Here is a 20,263-nt window from a genome sequence, read left to right on the forward strand (position 1 = left end):
GTAAATCAATAAATAACAAATCTATAGAGCTTATGTTGCCAGTTTGGCAACAATCATCTAAAACTATTTTTTACTTAAATTTAATGTTTATTTTTGGGAAAATGATAATACTTTTTGAAAGCTTTATATTTCATAATTTCTGCTGTTTTTGCTACTAAATTACCAAAGGAAATTTTTTATTTTTAAGACAGTAAAATCTATATTACTAGTACTAAACTTACTAGCATTGTGGCAAGATTATTTGAATAATTGTTTTATGGAAATAAAAACATTATAAATGTTTCCTGATACAATGGGATCAAAAACTGACAAATATTCAGTAAAATTGTCTTTCGCTTAAATTTTAGCCAACACGATAACACAGATTAGCTGCTAACATCCTCTACCAAGTAGTAGAGATAATTGCTGTAACAATGCTAACTATTGTGCGATCGCAAACAAAATTCTGTTACAGCAATAAGCACGCAATTATTTCAAAGAGAGCAATAAAACTAGCTAAGGTTAACTTTTGCATTAAAATTAATGTCATAAGTGACAAATAAATATAAAATGGTCACTTTTGGTTTGAAATCAAGATTGAGTTAGTTTTCAACTAGTGCGTATAAAGTTGTATACCTTACAGCAAAAAGATGAATAGAGTAAAAAGTTATACTTATTTTTTATTCCTTTTTGGGAGTAATTTAAATGCGATCGCACTAACGTCAAATATAAGGGCACTATAAAGTTAACTAATGACTAGATTTCCCTACGACCAATTTGCTAAAGATTATCTCAAAGAATTATTACAGCCATTAGGCACTGTAGAAACTAGCCGGAAAGTTCCGGCAGAAATACGGGAAATTGATGTTTACTTTGCACCTTTGCCCCAATCTAGTAGCGACAAAATAGAGTTGGGATTATTAGGTAGATTTGCTGCTCAAACTGCACTATTTGAACCTTTTAGAAATGCGGCTACACCTGCGGAAATTCGCAGTTGTATGAATAAATTATTTGATATTTTTGCAGATTTAAAACGTCAAAATAAAGGTGATAGCAATCGAATTGTAGAATCAGAATTGCCGTTTTTGTGGATTCTTTCGCCTACGGCTTCTGCATCACTGTTAGAGGGATTTAGGGCTAGGCTAGATGAAGAAAGTTGGGGAGTTGGAGTTCACTTTTTAGGCGATTATTTCAGAACAGCAATAGTTGCAATTCATCAGTTACCGCGTACTCAAGAAACATTGTGGTTAAGAATTTTGGGTAAGGGAAGAGTGCAGCAGCAAGCTATAGATGAACTAGAAGCACTACCTCAAGATCATCCTTTGCGTTCCAAAGCAATTGATTTATTGTTGAATTTAAAGACTACGATAGAAGTAAATCAAAATTTAGATGAAGAGGATAGAGAGTTAATTATGCGGTTATCACCTCTTTATGAGCAAAAGTTAGCGGAAGCTAAACAGGAAGGTATCCAAGAAGGTATCCAAGAAGGTATACAAGAAGGTATACAAACAGAACGTCGCACTGTGATAGAGAATTTACTGCAAGTTCGATTTGGTTCTTTAGATGAAGAATTAAGAGCAATTATTGATCCTTTGTTAGCATTATCGCCAGAAGAATTCACGCCTTTATTGCTGCGGTTATCTCGTGAGGAATTATTAACTAGATTTCGTTAATCATTTTTAGTCTGCTTTTTGCCATGACAGCAGAATTGCGATCGCTTATTCTGTACCTTTGCTATAGCAAGATCCCCGACTTTTGAGAAAAGTCGGGGATCTGGGCAATATGATTGTTTACAACTCAAATGGGATTGCTGTCGCAGTATAATATTATTCTGTAATAAATAAAATTACCCTATCAACTAATTTGCCAAGTACCAATGAAATCAGTGAACAGTTATCAAAAGTAATGATAACTGTTCACTGATCACTGTTAAGTCGTTAATATTTCAGCAGGTAAGCGCTTGAAGGAAAGGCGCTCATTCTCAATATCTACAAAGATGGTATCACCATCATTGAATTCGCCCCGCAAAATAGCTTTGGCAATTGGTGTTTCTAACTCCTGTTGAATAGCACGCTTGAGTGGGCGCGCACCAAATACAGGGTCATAACCTACTTCGGCTAAAAAGTCAAGGGCAGCATCCGAAAGCTTCAATGATATCTTGCGATCGCCCAATCTTTGCCGTAGTCTTTCGATTTGTAACTGCACAATCTCGCGCAATTCCTCTTTTTGCAAACCGTGGAAGATGATGATCTCGTCAATGCGGTTGAGGAATTCTGGACGGAAGGAATTCCGCATTGCTTCCATCACCCGATGACGCATTTCGTCATACCGGGATTCATCTCCAGCGACATCAAGAATAAACTGCGAACCGATGTTGCTGGTCATGATAATAATAGTGTTCTTGAAGTCTACCGTATGACCTTGAGCATCAGTGACACGTCCATCATCGAGAATTTGCAACAAGATGTTGAACACATCTGGGTGGGCTTTTTCGATTTCATCGAAGAGAATCACTGCATAGGGACGACGACGAATTGATTCGGTTAACTGTCCGCCTTCCTCGTAACCGACGTATCCTGGAGGCGCACCAATTAAACGCGAAACGGCGTGTTTCTCCATGTACTCGGACATGTCAATTCTGACTAGCGCCTCTTCGGTGTCAAACAGGTAGGCTGCGAGGGCTTTTGCTAGTTCTGTTTTACCTACACCTGTGGGTCCGAGGAAAATAAAGCTAGCAATGGGACGATTCGGATCTGCTAAACCAGCGCGCGATCGCTGAATTGCATCCGCAACAGCTGTGACTGCTTCTTTTTGTCCGACTACACGGCGATGTAGTTCATCTTCTAAGTGCAGTAGTTTTTCTTTTTCAGATTCCACCAATTTGCTGATCGGGATACCCGTCCACTTAGAAATTACTTCGGCGATGTCCGATTCAGTGACTTCTTCCCGCAGCAGAGATTTACCAGTGTGTTGAGTTTGGGCTAACTCAGATTCTGCGGCTTCGAGTTTGCGGTGCAAGTCAGTTAATTTGCCGTATTTTAACTCAGCGGCGCGGTTGAGGTCGTAATCGCGTTCGGCTTGCTGAATTTCTAAGTTAACGCGGTCGATCTCTTCTTTGACAGACTGGATTTTAGTAATAATATCTTTTTCAGACTGCCACTGAGCGTTTAATGCCCGTTGTTCTTCTTTGAGATCCGCTAGTTCTTTTTCTAGTCTTTCGAGACGTTCACGAGAAGCTGTGTTGCTTTCTTTTTGCAGCGACAACTTCTCCATTTCTAACTGCAAGATTTTGCGATCAATTTCGTCGAGTTCTTCTGGTTTGGAGGTAATCTCCATTTTTAACCTAGCTGCGGCTTCGTCTACCAAATCAATAGCTTTGTCTGGTAAGAAGCGATCGCTAATATATCGACTCGACAGTGTCGCCGCCGCAACTAAAGCATTATCGGAGATTTTCACCCCGTGATGCAATTCATAGCGTTCTTTCAACCCGCGCAGAATCGAAATCGTATCTTCTACACTCGGTTGATCGACATAAACTTGCTGGAAGCGTCGCTCTAGAGCGGCGTCTTTTTCAATATACTTACGGTATTCATCTAAAGTCGTCGCACCAATACAGCGCAATTCTCCCCGCGCCAACATTGGTTTGAGCAAGTTGCTAGCATCCATTGCGCCTTGGGTAGCACCTGCACCGACAACAGTATGAATTTCATCAATAAATAGAATTATGTTACCGCCGGATTCGGTGACTTCTTTTAAAACTGCTTTGAGACGTTCTTCAAATTCACCCCGGAATTTTGCCCCTGCAATCAAAGCACCCATGTCTAAAGCAATAAGTTTGCGGTCTTTGAGAGACTGGGGTACATCACCAGCGACGATGCGCTGGGCTAAACCTTCGACAATTGCAGTTTTACCTACACCTGGTTCCCCAATTAATACAGGGTTATTCTTGGTGCGGCGAGAGAGAATTTGAATCGTGCGGCGAATTTCGTCATCTCGTCCAATCACTGGGTCAAGTTTACCTTGACGGGCGGCTTCAGTGAGATCACGCCCATACTTCTCCAGTGCTTGGTATTTACCTTCTGGATTTTGGTCGGTCACTTTCTGGCTTCCCCGAATTTGCTTAATAGTATCTTTTAATTTTCTTTCGTCTAATCCGAATTCTTGGAATAGACTTTTACCAAAGCGATCATCTTTGGCGTAAGCAAGTAATAAATGTTCTATCGATATATATTCGTCACCAAACTCCTTACGATAGCCTTCAGCCCGGTCTAACAGAGAGTCCAAGCTGCGTCCCAGGTAAACAGAATTGATGCTTCCCGAGACTCTTGGCTGACGTTGGATGTATTGGTCAGTGCGATCGCGTAGCTTTTGCAGATTCACTCCTGCTTTGGTCAAAATTGGGCCTGCTAGTCCTTCTTGTTCTAGCAACGCCTTCATCAGATGTTCGCTTTCGATTTGCTGATGGTGATTTTGTTTAGCAATATCAGGAGTATGTGCGATCGCTTCCCACGCTTTTTCTGTAAATTGGTTTGGATTAGTTGGTTGCATAGGCTTTTTGAGGAACGAACAACAACACGCGCAAATATAATTTTTGTTCTTATATGGTCATTTTAAAAATAAGTGGGTCAATAGCTAGATCGGTCTTCACGTCTTTTTCAAGTAGTAATACCGTCCGTGTGTGGGGAGGTTGGGGGATTCGTTTTGCTCGTTTGCTCGTTCCCAGGCTAAGCCTGGGAACGAGTATAAGCCTTTGATATTTACCAACGAGTGTTTGACACTCACTCATGAGTCATTAATCTTTGCCGATGAGTGTTCGACCCTCGCCAACGAGCCTTTAATAACCATAAACGAGTATCCACTCTTTGATATATCTCCCTGTTGAGATTAACTCTGCCAATTAGTGCAGCATTGCGGCTTTCCCCTGCACATTGTTGATGGAATCTTTGATTGCTAAGGATTGGTTGAAAAGTGCGATCGCCCTATTCGTTAGTGTAATCATTCAACTCCCATCCCTACTGATTTAAATTTGCTGAATAACTCTGCTGTTGGTAAAGTAGGTGAGGAATCTTTGCAACTTATTCAATTTCTAACAACTATCTATGGATAGAAAAACCAAGCGCCTTTTACTGCTCGTTGTTTCTTGTAGTTTAGCTGGTGTAGTTCTAGGTGGTACTACTAGCTGGGCAGAAAGCAACTCTTGTTTACAAGCAAATACAGTTACCAGTGAGTGTTTGACCAAAGATCCGATTACTAAAACTATAGAAGGAATGGGTACTGGATTAGTTGCTGGAGCAGCAGCAGCTTTTGGTGTAGCATGGCAGCATCGTCATGAAGATTAGTTGTTTATAAAAATAAATAAAAATAACTGGAAGGGAAGATTTATTTACATCTTGCACCACTAGAGCCTCTGGCTCTTCAATCGAATGGTGCAAAATCTCAGGTTAGTTCTGTTCCCGTAAACCTACCGTGTACACACAAGTTAGATTTACCCCCCTTAATGCCCCCGAATTTCGGGGTAAACAACAAATCCAGTTCCCTCCCCTTTAAAAGGGGAGGATTAGGGTGGGGTAAAACCAGGGTTTATAAGCTATTTCAGACTTGTGTGTACACCGTAGCCTTTACAAGGGAGGGTTAGGATGGGGTAAAAATATTTGTGTAAGAGGCGCACAGGGACGCAGAGAATTTGCTACTAAAAGCGATAGTTGTGTGAGGTTTTTCCCTGCTTAGATGTATTACTAACCCACATACTTATCGGTACAGCTTTACCTTGTGGATTAACTTTGATTTCTACAACTATTGGTTGCGCTTTTTCTTGTCTAGCTTGTTGTGCATGGAATAAATCTTGATTAATCTGCTGTTGTTGCTCTTCAGGAATGTAATATGTATCTAAGCCAAAATGAACGGAAGCGTGACTATAATGTCCTTTTAAGGCTACCTGATTATTAGGAAGAGAAGAGGGACGCTTACTAGTTATGCCTATTGGTTTCCAGGGTGCAGGCATATTTTTGCTTTCAGATTTCTGCTGTTGTAAAATCACATACAAATTCATTCCATTGTGCCAATAAGTTTTCTGCTGCATCAACTGTTGCCAACCAGGAAGTTTTTGCAAAGTATTAATCTGAGAAATTTCATAATCCAGTGTCATTGAGTAGCCAAGCAGGAGATTGTAAGGATCTACAGGGACAGCTTTTAAAATAACTGTTTTACCTGTGATATGAGTAACAAGGGCGGGCAATGGTATCATCACAATTAGCAGTGTTTGAATTATGAGAGTAATGATAAACCACCAAGTAGATATTGCTTTTGTGATGTTTGGTTGATGAGGGATTAAGTAATTAGGAAAACTATTTTTATTGATAAAAGATGAAGACTGTTTAGTTTCTGGCGAATTTAATTTCATCTTCTATCCTTTGAAGAGTAAGATACACTAAAAAATTGATTTTCAAACCAAATTCCAGCAATAATAACAGCTATACCGCACAAGACAAATACAACAGATTTCAACACCATATATGTGTTATATTCCAGCATTCTGCTGATAATGTGTAGTGTTAACAAAATGATTCCGCTCCAAAAAGCGCTTCTTTCAGCTGCCACCAGTGCTAGTCGAATTATTCCCAAAGCAAAAATGGCTAGCAGTGAATTAAAGACAATGATTCCAATAGTGGGAATTGGGCTAATGCTTTGATGCCAAAAGATGACTACACTTGTAAGGAGAGTAAAACTGCCAAATGCAATTGTAATAGGTTCAGTTTTGCGGTTATGCTTACTTTTTTTTGTTAATAAATAATACCATTGCCAAGTTGCTAAACTACAAAAAAATATCACATCTAAGAGTGACCAAGAATTAATTAAAGATGAATTTTGAGTAGAACTTGTCCACCACCAACGAAAAGAGAGAAAATAAAATAGAATACTGAAAAATATGAGAGCTAGCATCCTAGCTATAGGTTGAAAAGCTCTAAAACTGATTTTAGGAAATAACAAATCATCGTAACTCCACAGTAAGGCTGGTGGTAGAGTCAAGGCAACAGCCGGAATCCACGTTAAAGAATCAGAATATTGGCTAAATTCCCAAAATTTGAGATTTAATTGCAAGGAAGTAATCAAGGCGATCGCACCTAAGGTAAAAATCCACTGTGATTTGCACCTGTAGGCTAGAGTTATAAACATTACTGCTGATAGTAAGGGCATATGTTGTACTACTAACTGTGCCCAAATTGAATGATCTTGTGAGTACCCTGCGGATAGTCCCGTCCAATACCCCATTTGGATGAGGATAATTCCCAGTGTTCCCAAGGAACTTAAACGTAGACTATAAGCCATTAATAAAACAGCGAACCCCCAATAAAGAAATATTTCACAATCTGAACTGCTTATGTGAAACATTTGCACTGACAGCGCTATATTTGCACCTAAAAGCAAAGCAGCTAAAATTAGCAATCCATGTCCCAGTAATTTATTTCTACTCAATGTGCTATGTTGATTTGGTTGCTGCCAAAGATAAAAACCAGTAACATTAGTTACTAAGAACAAACTCAGTAGTAAAGTGAATTTTATTGCTTTTGACCATACTTGCCAGTTTGCTGCAACAAAGGTAATTACACCTAAACCTAACAAAATGCAGCCCACCATAATTAGGATGAAAACGAAGCGATCGCCTTGGGCTATTTCCAGTTGATGGAATTGATAGCGTTCGGCGAGGTGTTTGTACTGTAAAGCATCTATCAACCCTTCATCCCACCACAATAATGCTTCTTGACGTAACTTGCGGCGAAAGTTATCAAATACCACGACAATGCCTCTATGTTGAGTAATAATGTGGCGATCGTCAAACGATTTTGGATTGACCACACAGATAAATCTGCTTGTTCTGCACCATTAAGAAATAATTGGTCATCTCAATACTACATATTATATTTTTATTTTTAAATAATCGACTGCTCAGAAATTGTTCTTATCAGACAATTTTCTCTATAATTTTGCAACTATACATTTACTAGCATAATTTTATGGAAACACCGTCAAAATTATTACTAAAACTTAGTAAGCGTTTATTCAAAAATTCAGATGAACAAGCAAAGTTTATAGAAGCTTTAATTAATCCCAAACCTTTTTCACCCTGTATACTCTGGTGTCAAAATAAAGCAGAAAATTTACCTTTTATCCTAGAAGAACCAATTCCTTGGCAACCAAATTTTATAGATCGCTTATCTGTAGGAGTAAAACCTAGTCAACATCCACTACATGAACAAGGATATTTTTATTGTTTAGATTTTTCTTCTGTATTTGCTGCTTCAACTTTATTAGAAATTAATCAACCAATTCAAGTTATTTTTGATATGTGCGCTGCACCAGGAGGTAAGAGCATTTTTGCTTGGAAACTGTTGCAACCAGAGTTACTTATTAGTAATGAGGTGATTGGTAAACGCTTGGGGATGTTAATTTCTAATTTCAAGCGTTGTCACATTATTCCATCTATAGTTGTCAATAGAGATTCTAGTATCTTTGCAGAAAGCATACCTGCATCTAGTGATTTAGTAATAGTCGATGCTCCCTGTACTGGACAATCCTTACTAGCTAAAGGTGAAAAAGCACCAGGATGTTTTCATCCTAGTGCTATTAATAAGAGTGCAAATCGGCAAAAACGCATTGTAGCTAACTCTGCTCAGATTGTCGCCCCACAAGGATATCTTGCTTACATTACTTGTACCTATTCACCAGAAGAAAATGAAGAAGTTTGTGAATGGTTATTAAAAAAGTTTCCTCAGTTTCAAGCAGTGAAAATTAGTCATTTACAAAATTATCAGTCTCATCTAACTACAATATCTTGTTATCGAATGTTTCCTCAAAATGGCTTAGGGGCAGGTGCTTTTACAGCACTGTTTAAAAACACCGATAAGAGTGATAAACAGGTATTAGATATCACTAATTTATCTACAATTTGGATAAATATGTACGGTAATGAACAGTTAAAATCAGAAGTCTCCTAATAGACGTATATAGCTCCTGATTTTTGTAAATTAAGTGTAGTGTCTCCAGCTCCAGTTGTTGTGTTAGCTTGCTGTACTATAACAGTAGCTGCATTACCTTGTGTTGACACATTATACTTTAAAGGAATCTGGGACTGCTGATCATAAATCAAAACATAAGTAGGAAGAGAATTAGTAGTTAGTGTAACTCTACCTCCTACAGGAATCACTGTATTCAAAGCATCTCCAGAGGATAAACTATATTGTAGAGGAGTCTTTGTAGTATTTATTATGTCAACTTTGACAAACCTCTCTATATTATTTAATCTTGCTACAGGTTGCCAAAAACCCGGATGATATGTCTTTGCTGTATTAGTATTACTAGCAGTTTGGGCTTTGAGAGCAGTACTGGAAACTAAACTAAAAGTAGATGCAAGGATGCCTATAAGCAACAATTGAGTTTTCATACATGTTATTCCTTTCTAATATCAATCAAAAATATATATAATTAATCATTAGATAATTTTTTTGAGATATAACTATTAAGTTATAACTAATAATTTTAAGATAAAAAGATTAAAGACAGTTAGCTTCTGTCCTAAGTAGTAACTTAGTTCATACCAGTAGAGGTATGAACAGAACTATGGCTTTATGTTACATAAAACTTCATTAATAGTTGTTTGTTATTTTCCCAACTAACCATCAACTATTAACTACTAACCATCAACTACTAACTACCAACAATTATCAAAATGCAACTTGCAAACAAAGTAGTACTGGTAACAGGAGCAGGTTCTGGTATTGCGAAAGCAACAGCAAAGCTATTTGCCACAGAAGGAGCAAAAGTCGCGGCTTTAGGGCATACCAAAGATGAATTGGAAGAAACCGTTACCGAAATTAACAACAATAATGGTGAAGCAATACCATTAGTTGCTGATATTTCTAATCCAGAACAAATGCAACAAGCAATCCAAGCAATTATTGATAAGTGGGGACGCTTGGATATTGTCTTTGCTAACGCTGGAATTAATGGTGTTTGGGCTTCTATAGAAGAATTGACACCTGAAGACTGGAATAAAACTATAACTGTCAATCTTACAGGAACGTTTTTAACAGTTAAATATGCTGTGCCTTATTTGAAGAAACAAGGCGGTTCGGTAATTATTACATCTTCGGTTAATGGCACACGTACCTTTAGCAATACAGGTGCAACTGCTTATTCTTGTACTAAAGCAGCTCAAGTTGCTTTTACAAAAATGGTAGCTTTAGAACTAGCGAAACACCGCATCCGTGTGAATGTGATTTGTCCTGGTGCGATCGCGACTAATATAGACGAAAATACAGACAGACAGGATTTAGAACAAATTCAAGAACCTGTAGAATTTCCTGAAGGTGAAATTCCTTTAACAAATGGTAAGCCAGGAACATCGGAACAAGTAGCACAGTTGGTACTATTCCTAGCTTCAGATGCTTCAAGTCATATTACTGGCACGGAAGTTTGGATTGATGGCGGAGAATCTTTATTGAAAGCTTGATCTAGACCAGCTTTTCAGCGCCAGGGTATTGGACGACTCATTATACAAGCACTCCAGAGTCGCTATGCAGGCTACCACCAGCAAATTCTTTTAGCTGTAAAAAATGCTGTGGATTTCTATCAAAACTGCGGCTTTCAAAAGGCGCGTAGCGTAGAACCTACGTGGATTTAGGATGACTCTGATCTTTCAATCTAAGTAGAAAATTGCATAAATTTATAACGAAATTTTGGCACCAAGACTCCGCGCCCCTCTGCGTTTACCTTTGCGCCCCTCTGCGTTTTAAATCGCTACGCTTTTATGCAAAGCTGTACTAAGTAAGTTGGCAGGAATAAACATAACTCTCTTACTGCATTCTATCTATCGTACGATACTGAATTGCCTCTGCTAGATGATGCACTTGCAAATTCTCGTCTCCTGCTAAATCAGCAATTGTACGTGCTACTTTGAGAATGCGATCGCTTGCTCTGGCTGATAACCCTAATTTTTTAATTGCACTTTCTAATAAGTTACGACTTGCCTCATCTAACTTGCACCATTTCTGTAAATGACTACTTTGCATTTGGGCATTACAACGCAGATTCGGTTCATGATTAAATCTTAAAGATGCGCGATCGCGTGCTTGTTGTACCCGTTCCCTAACAATTGCTGAAGCTTCTCCCGTCGGTTGTTGGGTAATTTCCTCTGGCTTCAAACGGTTTACCGCAACTTGTAAATCAATCCGATCCATTAAAGGCCCAGATAGCTTTGCCCAATACTGTTCTCGTTGCCGTGGCGAACACGTACACTGTTGAATGGTATCACCGTAATAACCGCAGGGACAGGGATTAGTACTTGCTACTAAAGTAAACTGAGCCGGAAACATCACAGATTGTTTTGTTCTAGAAATTGTCACAAAGCCATCTTCCAAAGGCTGACGTAGGAATTCCAAAACATCGCGTTTAAATTCTGTTAACTCATCTAGGAAAAGTACACCCAAATGTGATAAAGAAATTTCCCCAGGACGGGGAAACGTACCACCACCGACGAGAGACGGGCCTGATGCGGAATGGTGGGGGCTACGAAAAGGGCGATCGCGTACTAGAGAACCTCTGTTTTTTAATAAACCAGCTACCGAGTGAATGCGTGTTACTTCCAAAGCTTCTGGGAAACTCAACGGAGGTAAAATCCCTGGTAAACGTCTTGCTAGCATTGTCTTACCACTCCCTGGTGGCCCGACAAAAATTAAATTGTGACCCCCAGCCGCAGCAATTTCTAATGCCCGACGAGCATGAGCCTGGGCTTTAACATCTTTTAAATCAGCTTGTAGAGATGCGCCAGGTTGTGTCTCTATCGTATAGTCATCCAACTGTACAGGCTGGTAACGTCCTGAATTATTTAAAAAATCAGCCACATCCGCCAGATTTTTAAAAGCATAAACATTTAACCCCTTAACTAAAGCGGCTTCTTGGGCATTATCCGCAGGCACAACTAAACCTGTAATTCCCATCTTGTTGGCAGCAGCAGCAATAGGCAACACTCCAGCTACTGGGCGTAAACTGCCATCTAAAGAAACCTCGCCTAAGAAAAGATAATTCTCTAGCAACTCAGTGCTAACTTGTTCGGAAGCTGCTAAAACTCCCACACTCATGGGCAAATCAAAACAGGGGCCTTCTTTACGTAAATCCGCAGGTGTGAGATTAATCACTATTTTTCGCATCGGAAAGGCGAAGCCCGAATTTTTGAGAGTAGCTTTTACTCTTTCCTTGCTTTCTTGTACCGCCGCGTCTGGTAAACCCAAAACAACAATTCCTGGCAAACCCCCAGAAACATCAACTTCTACACCCACCTTAACGGCGTCAATGCCTATGATCGCTCCACTCCAGACCCTGGCAAGCATAGTCTTTTTTCCTTTGTCATTAGTCCTTTGTCCTTTGTCTTATCATTGACAATTGGCAAATGACAAATAACAAATTACACATGACAACCCAAGACACAATTTTTGGCAAAATCATTCGTCGAGAAATACCAGCGAATATTATCTATGAGGATGACTTGGCACTGGCTTTCAAAGATATTAATCCCCAAGCACCAGTTCATATCCTTGTCATTCCGAAAAAACCAATCCCGAAACTAGCTGAAGCCGAACCTGGAGATCAAGCGCTTTTGGGGCATCTTTTGTTAACGGCTCAGCGAGTTGCTGCCCAAGCCGGACTAACAAATGGCTACCGTGTGGTGATCAACACTGGCGATGACGGTGGTCAAACTGTTTACCATTTGCATCTGCATATCCTGGGAGGAAGACATATGGCATGGCCTCCTGGTTGATCTATCAGTAGTCAGTTATCAGTTATCAGTGAACAATCTGGTAGCTGGTAACTGTTACTTTTAAGGGAAATTCAGAAATAGTGAATGAGCGATCGCTCACATACAAAAACCTGTAAATAATCTAAAATCAGAACTATTTATAAATTTTATTTACATTAATAAACAAAATTTAATTAAATATTCTTTACAAATCTCAAACATTATTCTAAGCTTATGAATGTAGGTAAAACAACCTACGTAAATCATTAACGAAAGTTAAGCAATCATAAGAACAATGACAGCAACTTTACAACGCGCCCAAAGCGCTAACGTATGGGAGCGGTTCTGCAACTGGATCACCAGCACCAACAACCGTCTATACATCGGTTGGTTCGGGGTATTGATGATCCCGACGCTGCTAGCCGCAACCACCTGCTTCATCATCGCCTTCATCGCCGCACCTCCTGTAGACATCGATGGAATCCGTGAGCCAGTAGCAGGTTCGTTACTATACGGCAACAACATCATCTCTGGTGCAGTAGTACCTTCTTCTAACGCCATCGGTTTACACTTCTACCCAATTTGGGAAGCAGCATCCTTAGATGAGTGGTTGTACAACGGTGGTCCTTACCAGTTGGTAATTTTCCACTTCTTAATCGGCGTATTCTGCTACATGGGTCGTGAGTGGGAATTGTCCTACCGCTTAGGGATGCGTCCTTGGATTGCCGTAGCATACTCTGCACCTGTAGCAGCAGCAAGCGCAGTCTTCTTGATCTACCCCTTGGGTCAAGGTTCCTTCTCTGACGGTATGCCCTTGGGTATCTCGGGAACCTTCAACTTCATGTTGGTGTTCCAAGCCGAACACAACATCTTAATGCACCCCTTCCACCAGTTAGGTGTAGCAGGTGTATTCGGTGGAAGTTTGTTCAGTGCAATGCACGGTTCTCTGGTTACATCTTCCTTAGTTCGTGAAACAACCGAAACCGAATCTCAAAACTACGGTTACAAGTTCGGTCAAGAGGAAGAAACCTACAACATCGTAGCTGCTCACGGTTACTTCGGAAGGCTTATCTTCCAATACGCTTCCTTCAACAACTCTCGCAGCTTGCACTTCTTCTTGGCTGCTTGGCCTGTAGTCGGAATCTGGTTCACTGCGCTGGGTATCAGCACAATGGCGTTCAATCTGAATGGTTTCAACTTCAACCAGTCAGTGATTGACTCTCAAGGTCGCGTCATTAACACCTGGGCAGACATCATCAACCGCGCTAACCTGGGTATGGAAGTTATGCACGAGCGTAACGCTCACAACTTCCCCCTCGATTTGGCTGCTGCTGAAGCTGCTCCTGTCGCTCTAACCGCTCCTGCGATCAACGGTTAATATCAAGTAGTCTTTCAGATAGATAAAAAAGCTCCCTCCACTTTGGAGGGGGCTTTTGTTTTTTTGTTTCGTTGCGATCGCCTCCACAAAAATTGCATACATCAGCTTTATCAAACTCAAGCTAATGCACTTAAATTGAATAGATATTATATTAAGGTTTTATTAAATTTATTTCAGGTCTTTTAGCTACTTTCATTTTTAGTTCTATATTGCGGCTAGATTCAATCTTTTTTGAAGATATATTAATTTGATTAGCTGTAATTTTCCATTGAGAATTCAGGTAGTTTTTAATAACATTAATTCTTTTTTTGACAATACTATCTGGTTCTTTATTTGACAGATCAGCAGTGATTTCTATTTGCAAATTTGGCTGTAACTGTAGGATTCTCGCAATCCGAGAGAGTAACTGAGTACTAGCAGATGAAAGTTCTGTTCTATCTGATGCAAATGTGATGGTTCCTTGGTCAACAGGTATTCTTTGAAACCTGACGTTAGCATTTGGAAAAATGAGTCTATTTCTAATATCATCTATCAATATATTTTTTGCATCTGTACTCATTTCACGTTCGCTAAGATAAACCATATTCAAACTTAATGGTTCTGTTGTATTATTTGTGATTATCACCTCATAACGTAATAATTGGGCTGGCGGGGGAAGCTGGAAATTCTGTAAAGCAGCCTCCGTGCTTTGTAAAAAAGCAGCTTGAGATTCTGCTATCGTTGGCTGTGGTTTTTTCTCTACTTCCAGTTCTTTTTTCTCAGTTGCTGCTAATTGGGCGATGAGGTCTTTAGAAGCTGTGGGAATTTCAATTAATTGTAATTGGACTGCATCAGAGTTTTTTTTTAAACGAGATGCAACTAATCGAACAAATTCATTTTTCTCTTCGGCAGTATATAACTTGCTCGTAAACACTCTCATCTGAATCAAAAGCTTACCATTTTGCTCTTGGGCAAAAATCTTGCTAATATCAGAGCGGCGTTGACCATCTGTAAAAGTTGCAAATTTCTGCTGCCAAATTTCTGTCCCAACTTTAATAATCTTGTTATTTTGTTGTTTTTGAGTAATTTCTTGCCGCAGTTGAATTAAAGACTCATTCAGTGGGATGAGCAGAACTAATACTGGAAATAAAATTAAAATAAAGCGACTAGGAAGACTACCAATAACTTTTAAGCGATTGGAAATAGAGGAACTTGCGATAAGTGATTGAAACCAATGGCTTTCGGGGTCTTTTTGATGCCACTCTCGCACCCGTTCCCGTACTAGCGGCGTATCAATATGTAGTAACCAAAAAACTATCATTGCCATGAGTGTAATTGCTATCAGATTTGTTAAAAATAGCAAACCTCCACCACGAGCAATTTGCAATCCATCTGTGAAGCTCAAGCTAGTAGTTATGCCAATTCCATAACCAACGACACATAAAGGAGGCATAAGTGCAACTGCTATCGATACTCCCGGTATCGAGGTAACAACCCCTTTAGGTCTTTTGCAGGTAACGACTGAACCTAAAGCGCCAGAAAATAATGCAATTACTAAGTCTAGAACGTTGGGGTTAGTCCGGGCAGCAATTTCAGAAGTTAGTTGTTTAAAAGGTAAAATTCCTACTAAAGTAACAGCAAAAATAATTGCTACCGCACAACTCAGGGCAAGATTTAGTGTTGCCCGCACTGCTAAAATTAAGTCCCCCGCAGCAAATGCTAAACCGGTAGCAAGAATCGTCCCCATCAGTGGAGAAATTAACATTGCTCCGATAATTACAGCTGGACTATTTAGCACTAACCCCAAAGTAGCAATTCCCGCCGCGAATATTACCTGTAGCCAATAACTGACATCCTGTAGGGTGACAGAAATAAGTAAGTCGTGGTAAATTTCTTCCTTACGGACTTGAGAAATGCCCAAGTTAACAGCCAGCCAATTCCGAAACCGAGTTACCCAATTAAATTTTGGAGTATTTGTCCGTTGAAACTTAGCCATAATCTTCCTTACAAGCTGATGAGATCACAACTTCTATCTAGCAGACGAAACCAGCAGACGAAATGTGTACCAAAATTCGATTTTTGGTCAACAATTGCTGTTTGGTAAAGCCCAGGAAGGAATGCTTAAAATTGCTTAGCATATCATACTTAATAAGTCAATTATTGATTATTGAGAGATGTTGTAAAAATCAATTAACCAGCTTTTCTATCCTTGTTGAGGATGTTAAGTTATGTAATACTAATTCACACCAAACAGGGAAAAGTCGGTGGTTATTTCCCTGTTTGGTGTGAATAACGAGATAGGATAGCTTTTGTTTTCAAATCACTAATTTTCATGATCGCCTCTACCATTTCCTTCTGATCGCCTTGCAAATTAAGTTTGTCTAGCGCTTGATGAAAATTATCACCAGAACGTAGGTTGCGAGTGAATTCAGTCAGTTGAGATGAGTCCAAAACTTTTTGAATCTCTCGATTGCGGCGTTGGCGTACTGCTTGAAGTTGTTGCCGTACCTGTGGAGTAAAGTTGATTTCTGAAGATAATTGATTTGCTAAAGCAATAGCTAAAGTCGAATTTGTATTGAAATTAACTGGAGTAGCCAAAGTAATTGTTGGTGATAAGACAACAAGCATGAAAATTGTACTTAAGACAGATAGAAATTTTGTCAAATTGAGCATCATATCAAAATTGTTAGTAGTTAGTGTTTAGTGGTTAGTGGGCATTGGGCATTGGTTATTCTCCGCGTCTGCCGCTCCCCGCTCCCCACTCAACCTGATTTTTTCATTCTGTCAATCTCTGTTTGTAATTCTGCAATTTTTTGTTGTAATTTTTCGATTTCTTCATTTCGGGCAGCAGCTTCTGTTGCTTTCACATCCACTGCTCCAGATGCAGGCGATCGCATGTAATTTCCTTGTTTGATTTGCTGATATTCTTTTGAAACTGCCCATTCCCGTAGATAATGTAAGCGTTCCACAGGAAAAGGATGGCTTAGCATCTCGCTTTGAGCGCCACTGTAAACCAAAAATTTATAGACTTGATTCAATTCATCTTCGTCCAGCACCTGATAATTTTCTGACTGACGAATTAACTCTTGTAAACTACATTCGTTGGCATATTTTATACTGCCACCCGTAGTTTTCATAATTGAGGACATCACAGTATTCAAGTCATCTACTAATAATAATGCGGCTCGGTCTGCTGATAACTCTGCTTTGCGTCGCCATTCAAAAAAAGCATAAATTAATGCTGGTGTAACAAAATTACCTATACCAAAAGTAAATCTACCAAGGGCAGAAGCAGCACTCATCGCCCCCATCGCCATTTGAATTAAAATAGTATGACCACATTTAATATGCCCCAGTTCATGGGCTAACACCGCCCTAATTTCGGCTTCGTTTAGTAAGTCTAAAATCCCTGTATTTATGACTATATAAGGATGTTCTTGCCCCAGCGCATAACTATCAGCTTGGGGATTTTGTGATAAAAACAGTGCTGGCTCTGGATAAATATCCAAATCCCGCACACATTCCCGAAAAATCTGGTAAATAGTGGAGTATTGACGAGGCCCAACTTGGATGGTGTTGCCCATTAAATAGATTAACTGCGGGCGCTCGTAGATAAATTCCATGAGTTTACGGGCGACTAAATCAAATCCCGGTAAACTACGCAAGGCTTGCTCTGCTTGCCGATCTAGGGGGTGTCTAAAAGCTTCGCTGGAAATTCCTGTATAGGTTGCCATAAATTTAGGGTAGTAGGTCAGTTAACAGTTAACAGTTATCAGTTATCAATCTGGTAACTGGTCACTGATAACTGAATAATAGAAGTGGGGCTATTGCAAGCAAAAATCACTTTGTATGGGATGAAAAGCGTGTGATTGAGGCAGAAGTTCATTTATCATTACATAACTTCCTGCGATCGCAGGCGGGTTTCCCAACGTGGCCCCATCATTTAACGATGGCACGGTTGGTTGCACGCGCCCTGCGCTTGGGACGTAGCGCCCTGATTCAAGTGGGTGCGGCTTGTGGTTATCAAGGGCGGTATCGTACAAGTTTTGTAGCATCGGCTTTGATGTGGTACGGGCCTGTGATCATCGTTACTTCTGAAGTTGTGCAGCAACGTCTTGTAAAAGTGGAAATTCCTCGCCTACAACAATGGCTGGGAGTGAATAAGGCTATTAGAACAGGTGATGTTTGGCCTGGTAGTGACTTTCAAGGACTATTTTTGATTTCACCCCAAGCTTGGTTAAAAGCACAACTAACAGCCCATGAGAATTTTCCGGCGGGCATTCCTACAATTATCGATGGCGTAGACGATTTAGAAATTTGGGTGCGTGACCAACTCACCGTCACTTGGGAAGCCCATGATTGGGATCAACTGATACTTGCTTACCCACATATTGCTGAGGAAATTCGCTCTGTACGAGCAAAACTAACACACGAACTATTCCAGCATCCTGCAAATCCCTACGAATGCTATTTAATTTCCCAAGCAGAAACAGAAATATTGAGCAGTCTTTATTCAAATTTAGACATAGATACTCTCCCCGATGCTTGGAAACAGTTTTGGCAACAATTCCAGCACTCTTGTTCCCTCACCCCCCCATCTCCCCTAATCCCCACTCCCTTAAGGGAGTGGAGGCCCCGAGTTCCCCATCGCCCCTTATCCCCAGAGGGGACCCCCGCCTTCCCCACCACCCCATCTCTCCTGTGGGCCACTATTGCCCGTCGTCAAGGTTTATTTTCTTTACACAGCGTCCCGATTGATATAGCAGAAATACTAACCCCGATTTGGCAGCGCCAGCCTGTGGTATTGATTGGGAGTTCCCTAGAACCGGAAACCGAGGCTCCTATTTTTCGCCAACACCTTGGGTTGGGTGAGGAGTTGACTTGTTTAAAATTCTCGGATAGTCAAACGGAAGCGATTCAACTTTACATACCGTATCAGTTGCCCTTACCAAATACCCCAGAATTTCAAGCAGCATTTATTCACAAAGTACGGACGCTAGTATGTCTGAGTGCTACATCACCAGGATTGACGGTGGTGTTAGTGGGAGATGTACCATTGAAGTCCCAAGTTGGAGCAATTTTAGCTTCGGAATTTGGTTCGCGAGTCCAGGTAGAAAAAACTTGTTTGGATGAAAATGGGATTTTAATTAGTGGTTGGGAATTTTGGCGAGAACATCAAAAAGTTTTGCCTGCACCACAATTGATCATCATCGCGACTCTACCTTTACCATCTCTTGAGCATCCCTTGGTAGCGGGAAGGGTTGCCCACTATAAGCGATCGCATCAAGACTGGTTTCGTTTATACTTATTGCCAGCAGCTTTAAACGAATTACAAAGAGCGATCGCCCCTGCCCGAGAAAGTCAAGGTATCGTAGCTTTGCTTGATAGTCGAGTCGTCAACCGTAGCTATGGCGCTCAAATATTAACTGCTCTCAGTCCCTTAGCACGTATTAACTATCTCGATCCCAGTTTATTTTCCCAACACAGTCAGGACGACTCATAAAAGTTGTGTTGGGGGTTGGTAGTTGGTAGTTAGTGGTGAGTCAGCAACTATTACGCAGGGGGTTCCTCCCCCAACCCCAAAGGGGACCCCGAGCCCCCATGAGCGACTGACGAACCCGTAGACGCACAAGCGTCTTCTCACAAGAGTAGGGTTAGTGGTTGATACTGGGGCAAAGCATTTGTATCGGTTCAGGGTACAACAAACAACAAACAACAAAATACACAACTGTTATTTAATAGAGAAAACATTTTGCATTTTAGTCGTAGGTGAAGTAAATGGGTGAAGCAAAACGTCGTAAAGAAGCATTGGGAGAAAAATACGGTCAAGCCCAACAAGAACGCATTATGCCTTGGGTTCCGATCACAAAATCACAAGCAGAACTTTTTGTAAAATGGACTTCTCGTGGTGCTTGGATTGGTATTGGTATTATGGTTGCAGCTTGGGTAACAATTCGTTTTATTGGCCCGGCTTTTGGCTGGTGGCAAGTAGTTTGAAGGGGTGCTTTAAATAAATTTTTTCATAAAGACAGCTTACCTATGCAAGCTGTCTTTAAATTTTTATACCAGTACTTATAGTTCACAATAAATTTAGGAAAGTTTCTTGTTACTCCTTGTGTCCTCTTCCTTTCAAGACA

General features: G+C 40.2%; 16 protein-coding genes and 1 pseudogene. 9 read left to right on the forward strand and 8 right to left on the reverse strand.

Annotation, left to right across the window (positions count from 1 at the left end; translation table 11 throughout):
• Positions 1 to 731 precede the first annotated feature (731 nt).
• Positions 732 to 1,652 carry a hypothetical protein gene (locus RS893_RS11675; RefSeq protein WP_315791311.1) on the forward strand — a complete coding sequence of 307 codons (921 nt, stop codon included), beginning with the start codon at positions 732 to 734 and terminating at the stop codon, positions 1,650 to 1,652.
• Between the two features lie 256 nt (positions 1,653 to 1,908).
• Here RS893_RS11675 and clpB read toward each other — a convergent pair whose 3' ends face one another.
• On the reverse strand, positions 1,909 to 4,527 hold the full coding sequence (gene clpB, locus RS893_RS11680) for an ATP-dependent chaperone ClpB (RefSeq protein WP_315791312.1): 2,619 nt from the start codon (positions 4,525 to 4,527) through the stop codon (positions 1,909 to 1,911).
• A 551-nt stretch (positions 4,528 to 5,078) separates the two neighbouring features.
• On the opposite strand from clpB, the gene RS893_RS11685 reads away from it, so the two are divergent.
• Entirely contained in the window at positions 5,079 to 5,318 is a 240-nt protein-coding gene (locus RS893_RS11685) for a hypothetical protein (RefSeq protein ID WP_016866757.1), read from the forward strand.
• Between the two features lie 350 nt (positions 5,319 to 5,668).
• Here RS893_RS11685 and RS893_RS11690 read toward each other — a convergent pair whose 3' ends face one another.
• Entirely contained in the window at positions 5,669 to 6,379 is a 711-nt protein-coding gene (locus tag RS893_RS11690; RefSeq protein WP_315791313.1) for a GDYXXLXY domain-containing protein, read from the reverse strand.
• Entirely contained in the window at positions 6,376 to 7,833 is a 1,458-nt protein-coding gene (locus RS893_RS11695) for a DUF2157 domain-containing protein (protein ID WP_315791314.1), read from the reverse strand. The genes RS893_RS11690 and RS893_RS11695 overlap by 4 nt, the downstream gene beginning before the upstream one ends.
• 158 nt (positions 7,834 to 7,991) lie before the next feature.
• On the opposite strand from RS893_RS11695, the gene RS893_RS11700 reads away from it, so the two are divergent.
• On the forward strand, positions 7,992 to 8,972 hold the full coding sequence (locus tag RS893_RS11700; RefSeq protein WP_315791315.1) for an RsmB/NOP family class I SAM-dependent RNA methyltransferase: 981 nt from the start codon (positions 7,992 to 7,994) through the stop codon (positions 8,970 to 8,972).
• On the opposite strand, the gene RS893_RS11705 is transcribed toward RS893_RS11700, so the two are convergent.
• Positions 8,969 to 9,418: a hypothetical protein gene (locus RS893_RS11705; RefSeq protein WP_315791316.1), complete on the reverse strand. Its 450-nt coding sequence runs from the start codon at positions 9,416 to 9,418 to the stop codon at positions 8,969 to 8,971. The two genes, RS893_RS11700 and RS893_RS11705, sit on opposite strands and share 4 nt — an antisense overlap.
• A 285-nt stretch (positions 9,419 to 9,703) precedes the next feature.
• Between RS893_RS11705 and RS893_RS11710 the strand changes: the two genes are divergently transcribed.
• Together RS893_RS11710 and RS893_RS11715 are read left to right on the forward strand one after the other, a co-directional pair.
• Positions 9,704 to 10,486 (forward strand): SDR family NAD(P)-dependent oxidoreductase, encoded by a 783-nt coding sequence (locus RS893_RS11710; protein ID WP_315791317.1) that lies wholly within the window; start codon positions 9,704 to 9,706, stop codon positions 10,484 to 10,486.
• Positions 10,487 to 10,501: 15 nt separating this feature from the next.
• Positions 10,502 to 10,657 (forward strand): annotated as a pseudogene (locus RS893_RS11715) (GNAT family N-acetyltransferase); the annotation flags it as partial.
• 172 nt (positions 10,658 to 10,829) lie between these two features.
• Here RS893_RS11715 and RS893_RS11720 read toward each other — a convergent pair.
• Complete coding sequence (locus RS893_RS11720; RefSeq protein WP_315791318.1) at positions 10,830 to 12,362, reverse strand: YifB family Mg chelatase-like AAA ATPase; 1,533 nt, start codon at positions 12,360 to 12,362, stop codon at positions 10,830 to 10,832.
• An 80-nt stretch (positions 12,363 to 12,442) separates the two neighbouring features.
• Between RS893_RS11720 and RS893_RS11725 the strand changes: the two genes are divergently transcribed.
• Both RS893_RS11725 and psbA read left to right on the forward strand, forming a co-directional pair.
• Positions 12,443 to 12,790, forward strand: coding sequence for a histidine triad nucleotide-binding protein (locus RS893_RS11725; protein WP_315791945.1), 348 nt, complete (start codon positions 12,443 to 12,445; stop codon positions 12,788 to 12,790).
• A 274-nt stretch (positions 12,791 to 13,064) separates the two neighbouring features.
• On the forward strand, positions 13,065 to 14,147 hold the full coding sequence (psbA, locus tag RS893_RS11730; RefSeq protein WP_315787907.1) for a photosystem II q(b) protein: 1,083 nt from the start codon (positions 13,065 to 13,067) through the stop codon (positions 14,145 to 14,147).
• 151 nt (positions 14,148 to 14,298) lie between these two features.
• Here psbA and RS893_RS11735 read toward each other — a convergent pair whose 3' ends face one another.
• The 3 genes from RS893_RS11735 to RS893_RS11745 all read right to left on the reverse strand — a co-directional run bounded on the left by RS893_RS11735 (position 14,299) and on the right by RS893_RS11745 (position 17,860).
• Entirely contained in the window at positions 14,299 to 16,122 is a 1,824-nt protein-coding gene (locus RS893_RS11735; RefSeq protein ID WP_315791319.1) for a DUF389 domain-containing protein, read from the reverse strand.
• A gap of 272 nt (positions 16,123 to 16,394) precedes the next feature.
• On the reverse strand, positions 16,395 to 16,754 hold the full coding sequence (locus RS893_RS11740; RefSeq protein WP_315791320.1) for a hypothetical protein: 360 nt from the start codon (positions 16,752 to 16,754) through the stop codon (positions 16,395 to 16,397).
• A 134-nt stretch (positions 16,755 to 16,888) separates the two neighbouring features.
• The gene (locus RS893_RS11745) at positions 16,889 to 17,860 is read right to left on the reverse strand and encodes a M48 family metallopeptidase (protein ID WP_315791321.1); all 972 of its coding nucleotides are present in this window, start codon (positions 17,858 to 17,860) and stop codon (positions 16,889 to 16,891) included.
• A 131-nt stretch (positions 17,861 to 17,991) separates the two neighbouring features.
• Between RS893_RS11745 and RS893_RS11750 the strand changes: the two genes are divergently transcribed.
• Both RS893_RS11750 and RS893_RS11755 read left to right on the forward strand, forming a co-directional pair.
• A complete protein-coding gene (locus RS893_RS11750) occupies positions 17,992 to 19,629 on the forward strand; it encodes a helicase C-terminal domain-containing protein (RefSeq protein ID WP_315791322.1) in 1,638 nt (545 codons plus the stop codon).
• 275 nt (positions 19,630 to 19,904) lie between these two features.
• Complete coding sequence (locus RS893_RS11755) at positions 19,905 to 20,123, forward strand: DUF2839 domain-containing protein (protein WP_016865035.1); 219 nt, start codon at positions 19,905 to 19,907, stop codon at positions 20,121 to 20,123.
• Positions 20,124 to 20,263: the final 140 nt, after the last annotated feature.

The sequence above is a fragment of the Fischerella sp. JS2 genome, from assembly GCF_032393985.1.
Classification (GTDB): domain Bacteria; phylum Cyanobacteriota; class Cyanobacteriia; order Cyanobacteriales; family Nostocaceae; genus Fischerella.